This window comes from Thermotoga sp. (assembly GCF_021162145.1).
Classification (GTDB): Bacteria; Thermotogota; Thermotogae; order Thermotogales; family Thermotogaceae; genus Thermotoga.
Map to the genome: position 1 here is coordinate 1 of NZ_JAGGZH010000067.1, position 5,318 is coordinate 5,318.

The following is a 5,318-nucleotide window of genomic DNA, read 5'->3' on the forward strand; positions in this document are numbered from 1 at the left end:
CCTCACCTGTGCCCCTCTCATCCAGTTCAAATTCGTCTTTTTCTTAAATCCTATCCCTCTCCCACCCACTATGATGCTATCTATATTTGGAGTAGAAAAAGCAAGTTAACTTGATGATTGTTTTAGGGTTTATTCTCCTCATAGCAAAGGAGATTTTATCATCTCTCTTGCTTTATTTTCTATACCTTCACGTTATTTTTGAAACACCTCCAGAGAGGGTGTGCCTTCTTCAAATAACCAGTTGATCGTCCTTGTTAAAGAAGGCTCGATATCCCAGTATCAAAAACACACTCACACTGATCGTTACCCCTCCGAGGATTCCGAGCATGATGGCGATCTGATATTTTATAGCAGTTATCGGGGAGGTTCCGGAGAGGATCTGGCCAGTCATCATACCCGGAAGAAAGACGATTCCCATTCCGAGCATGGAGTTTATCGTGGGAAGAATAGCGGAATCAAAAGCTCTGTCGCTGAAGTATTTTGTTGCATCCTTTGGCCTTGCACCAAGCATCAGGGCGGCCTCAACAAGCGATTTTTGAGATAGAATCGACTCAGCAAGGCTCTTCACACCAAGAGAGACTCCCGTCATGGAGTTCCCAATGATCATCCCCGCAAGAGGCACAACGTATCTTGGATCGAACCATGGGCTGATCCTCACCACCACGTAGAGAAAGTAAACAAGACTCAAAAGGGTGCCCGCACTCATGGAAATGGCTATGAAGAGTTCAAGACGTACCTTCACGTTCTTTGGAAGTGAAAGTCTCGTTCTTCTGTACACGTTGTAGATTGCAAACATTTCCATGACAAGCACAGCGAGAATCGTGTAGAGTGGTGTGGGTTTTTCCAAGATGTAGCTCAGTATGAAGCCGGCCAATACCAGCTGAATCGTCATTCGAAATGACGCCATCAGAACATCCTTTTCTCTGGGGATTTTCCGTGCTTTCAGGATCAACATCAAAACCACCACAAAAACGTAAGCACTCAAGAGCTGTATCAGGCTAATGTCTATCGGTCCCATACCAGACCCTCCCGTCTCTCATCTCTATCAGCTGGTCTGCGAACTTCTTCAACTCTGGATCGTGTGTGACCATGATGAGTGTTTTTTTCTTCTTTCGCACAAGATTGATCACCCTCCTTACGATCTCAACCCCCGTCTCCTTGTCCAGAGAGGAAGTGGGTTCATCCAGGAGAAACACGTCTGGGTCCATGAGCCCCACCCTCGCAAGGGCCAGACGCTGCTTTTCCCCCCCCGAGAATTTCTCCGGATCATCGTTTAGCGACTTCTTCAGCATTACAAGCTCCAAAACCTCCCTGAGTTTCTCGTCGGAAGGTATGTTCTTTTCTGAAAACTTCAGACCCACAATGAGATTCTCTCTCACATCGCCTGGAAAAACAACAGGAAATTGAGGTATCATAACCACCTTCCTTCTGAGCTCGACGGCGTCTATCTTTTCGAGGGGTTCTCCTTTGAAAAAGATCTCTCCTCTGTCCGGGGTGACCAGCTTGTTCAACATCTTCAAAAGAGTCGTTTTACCGGATCCACTCTCACCCACGATGACGGTGACCATCTTTTCGGGGATGTGTAGTTCTTCTATTTCGAGAATGTTTCTGTACCTCACGCCTTTGAGAAGAAACATACTCTTCCTCCCCTTGAACATATTCGAGTGTGCTGTTATAATAGATAACAGGTGGAGAGGTGGCCGAGCGGCCTAAGGCGCTTGCCTGCTAAGCAAGTGTGGGGGGTTCCCCACCGTGGGTTCGAATCCCACCCTCTCCGCCAGTTTTTTATATGTGCCCGTAGCTCAGTTGGATAGAGCGCCAGACTGCGGATCTGGAGGTTGGGGGTTCGAATCCCCCCGGGCACGCCACTTTCCTTCCAGTATCTCCCAGGCGATCGCGTATCTGTAGCCTTTCGTACTCACCGTCATTTCAGGAGCGTACTTCTTCAAAAGAGCAACGGTGATGATCCCACCTGCAAGAACTGTTTTTTCCCTTCCTTCCGGTAAAGTCTTCTGCCTTTTCAGATCTTCAAAGCTCATGGATTTGATTCGCTCAAGCGTTGTCAACACATTACTCAGCTTGAGTACCTTCCCATGGAGCAGTTTCAAATCCCATTTTCTCTCCATCAGCGCGGCCAGTGCCACGAAACTTCCCCCCACTCCGAACAGCCGTAACCCTTTCACATTCGGAAGTTTGTTCATAACGAATTCAACCACATCGTCTACGGGTTTTCTGTATGGAAGTGTTAAGGAAAAGATACGATTCAAAACGTGGGTTCCCAGTTCCAAACTCGTATACCCGTCTTTCCAGGCAAGTTCCAAACTTCCCCCGCCCAGGTCTGCTACCAGCACATTTTCTTCACCAAACTCCTTCACCACGGAAAAATAAGAATAGTAGGCTTCTTCTTTCTCCGAGAGTACCTTCCCTCTGCCACCGGTTATTTCGTGGAAGAGCTTTGGATGTTTTCTGAAGAACGCTGTCCCGAACACGTAGAGCTTTGCCCTCAATTCCCTGACTTTTTTCTCACACTCGTTGAACACTCTTTTTGCTTTCTCCAGATTTCCAGATGCTATCCCCACCTCGTGGACCTCTTCGAGAATCACCTTCTTCTCCTTCGATACAACAAGGAGTATGAACGAGTTGCTTCCCATGTCAAGCACAGCAACCACCCTTTTCACCTCCCTGGATGTTAGAATATCTTATGGGAGGTGAAACTGTGAGCGTACAGATGGAAGTTGTGGATGTCCCCATTCCTGAAGGTGCGAACATCATTCTGGGACACTCTCATTTTATCAAGACCGTCGAAGATCTCTATGAAGTTATGGTGACAACGAATCCCAATTTGAAATTTGGAATAGCGTTCAACGAGGCAAGCGGTCCCTGTCTGGTCAGGTACGAAGGGAATGACGAGGAACTGGTGAAACAAGCGATCGAGACGGCAAAGAAAATAGGAGCTGGCCACACTTTCGTGATCTACATAAGAGGGGGATACCCCATCAACATATTGAACCAGATCAAAAACGTACAAGAGGTGTGCAGGATTTACACGGCAACAGCAAATTCCCTTCAGGTGATAGTTGGCATAACATCGCAGGGAAGGGCGGTGCTCGGAATTGTTGACGGTTACCCTCCAAAAGGTGTGGAAGAGGAGGAGGACAAAGAGAAAAGACACTCGTTCCTCAGGGAGGTAACGAAATACAAAAAATGATCCCCCGCTCACGCGGGGGCCTTATTTTTCCTTTTTTCCACCTGTTTTCTCAACCGGCAGAAAGAACACACCTGGGCTGTAGTTGGATATCCACACTCTTCACATTCTCTCAGCTCTTCGACTTTGTACTTTGGTTCTTTCTTTCTCCTCAGAAAGCCAAGGTAGAAGTTCAGGGTGATCCCAGGTTGATCTTCTTCGAGTTTCCTCAGAACTTTTTTGTATACAAGAGATGTTGCTCCCATCGAGAATGGACACGCCATCTCGAGGTGTGGTATTTCGTTGAGTGTCGCGTACAGCTTTATATCCTCTTCGTAGTTCAAAACGAGGGGTTTGGCCTTGGGAACGAGTTTTTCATGAGTTTTTGGAAGGAGTGGCCACTGTCTTTCCAGATAACCTTCCTGCCAGTGCAGGATGTTACCGAGAAGAACAGAAGCTTCATCGTCTAGATTGTGACCCGTTACCACCACGTTGTATCCATTTTCGTAGGCGAATTTGTTTATCAGGTACCTTCTCACGACACCACAGATCGAGCAAACAGGTCTTCTCAGCATAATGGAGACTTCCTGTGTGGAAAGACCTCCGAAGTACTCGGTTGCATCGAGTACATAAAGCCTGGCCCCCAAGATCTTCGCATTTTTCTCTACTATTTCCTGAGCCTTTTGGACCATCTCGCTTCGTCCTGTCCGTATGAAGAAGGCGTCGACTTCATAGCCGAGTTTTTTCAATATGTGCCACAAAGAGACACTGTCCTTCCCACCTGAGACGGCTATCAGTATCTTCGAGTCTTCCCTGAACATCCTGAACTTCTTTATGGCCTTTTCCACTCTCTGTTCTATGAACTCGTTGAAATGGTCTCTGCAAAGCTTGATGTTGTAGTGCCTTAGTTTCACCGAGGCGGTTCTTTTACACTTTGTACACTTCATTTTTCCCCTCCTTTCCGAAGAGTTGGTATTTAAATTCGGTTCGATTAAATTGTACCATATTGAATGCAAGCTGCTATTTTTCCAGCAAGGATCAAAGATGAATTTGGCGAGAGTAATTCTTTTTTTTTCTTTCTCCTTTCTTTTCAAACACATTTTGAACATTTTTGAAAGACACCATGTCCATAAGGGTGATATAATGAAATTGAAAGACCCGGAGGTGAGACTATGTTTGACAAGTTCTCGGAAAAAACGGCTCAAATTTTCGTGACCGCCCAGGAAGAGGCAAAAGAACTCGGTCATTCTTATGTGGGAACAGAACATCTTTTGCTTGCAATCCTGAAGGTAGATAAAGGTCCTGCTGTGGAAGTCCTTGAAGAAATGGGTGCTTCCTATTCGAAGGTGAGGTCTGAGATCATCTCCATGGTCGGCATGGGGATGAGAGGCTTTGTTCCCTCGCCTCAGATGACTCCCAGGGCCAAGAGGGTAACCGAACTTGCTTACGAAGAAGCGAAGATCCTTGGAAGCGATAAAATAAATCCCGAGCACATACTCCTTGGTATCCTCAGAGAAGGTGAGGGAATTGCGATCCACATCCTGAGGAAGCTTGGAGTGGATCTCAACGCTCTGAGAAGGGAGATCATAGACCTGTACTCCTACTCTTCGAGCAAGGGCTTGGAATACGAAGAGGAAGAGGAGTACACCTACAGAACCGTGAAACAGCTTGAAGGATTCGGTGTCAATCTCACGGAACTTGCCGCAAAAAAAGAACTCGATCCGGTCATAGGAAGAGAAGAAGAGATAGAGAGGGTAATGCAGATCCTCGTCAGAAGAAAGAAGAACAATCCAGTTCTGATAGGAGATCCGGGGGTTGGTAAAACTGCCATAGTTGAAGGGCTTGCCCAGAGGATAGTAGCGGGTGATGTCCCAGAAATCTTGAGGAACAAAGTTATCTTCTCGCTGGACGTTGCCGCACTGGTTGCCGGCACCAAATACAGAGGAGAATTTGAAAAGAGAATGAAGAAGTTACTTCAAATAGTGACGAAAGACAAGAACATCATACTCTTCATAGACGAGATACATACGATCGTTGGAGCAGGTTCAGCTGAGGGGGCGATCGATGCTGCAAACATCCTGAAACCCGCCCTTGCCCGGGGAGAGATAAGTTGTATAGGCGCAACCACCCCTGA

The 5,318-nt window shown here is 46.8% G+C and carries 5 protein-coding genes, 2 tRNA genes and 1 pseudogene; 4 read left to right on the forward strand and 4 right to left on the reverse strand.

Features of this window, described 5'->3' with window-relative positions; translation table 11 throughout:
* Nucleotides 1–229: 229 nt before the first annotated feature.
* Together fetB and J7K79_RS04630 are read right to left on the reverse strand one after the other, a co-directional pair.
* Entirely contained in the window at nucleotides 230–1,018 is a 789-nt protein-coding gene (fetB, locus tag J7K79_RS04625) for an iron export ABC transporter permease subunit FetB (RefSeq protein WP_296905651.1), read from the reverse strand.
* On the reverse strand, nucleotides 999–1,637 hold the full coding sequence (locus J7K79_RS04630) for an ABC transporter ATP-binding protein (RefSeq protein ID WP_296905652.1): 639 nt from the start codon (nucleotides 1,635–1,637) through the stop codon (nucleotides 999–1,001). Before J7K79_RS04630 ends, fetB begins: the two co-directional genes overlap by 20 nt.
* 53 nt (nucleotides 1,638–1,690) lie before the next feature.
* Between J7K79_RS04630 and J7K79_RS04635 the strand changes: the two genes are divergently transcribed.
* Nucleotides 1,691–1,780 (forward strand) — tRNA-Ser (locus J7K79_RS04635).
* 11 nt (nucleotides 1,781–1,791) lie between these two features.
* A tRNA-Arg gene (locus J7K79_RS04640) sits at nucleotides 1,792–1,868 on the forward strand.
* A 45-nt stretch (nucleotides 1,869–1,913) separates the two neighbouring features.
* Here J7K79_RS04640 and J7K79_RS09465 read toward each other — a convergent pair.
* Nucleotides 1,914–2,651, reverse strand: a pseudogene (locus J7K79_RS09465) (guanosine polyphosphate pyrophosphohydrolase); the annotation flags it as partial.
* Between the two features lie 65 nt (nucleotides 2,652–2,716).
* Between J7K79_RS09465 and J7K79_RS04645 the strand changes: the two are divergent.
* The gene (locus tag J7K79_RS04645) at nucleotides 2,717–3,208 is read left to right on the forward strand and encodes an adenosine-specific kinase (protein ID WP_296905655.1); all 492 of its coding nucleotides are present in this window, start codon (nucleotides 2,717–2,719) and stop codon (nucleotides 3,206–3,208) included.
* Nucleotides 3,209–3,216: 8 nt separating this feature from the next.
* Here J7K79_RS04645 and J7K79_RS04650 read toward each other — a convergent pair whose 3' ends face one another.
* The gene (locus J7K79_RS04650) at nucleotides 3,217–4,131 is read right to left on the reverse strand and encodes a TIGR00269 family protein (RefSeq protein ID WP_296905657.1); all 915 of its coding nucleotides are present in this window, start codon (nucleotides 4,129–4,131) and stop codon (nucleotides 3,217–3,219) included.
* Between the two features lie 225 nt (nucleotides 4,132–4,356).
* Between J7K79_RS04650 and J7K79_RS04655 the strand changes: the two genes are divergently transcribed.
* The coding region (locus J7K79_RS04655; RefSeq protein ID WP_296905658.1) for a Clp protease N-terminal domain-containing protein at nucleotides 4,357–5,318 on the forward strand (962 nt) is incomplete at its 3' end.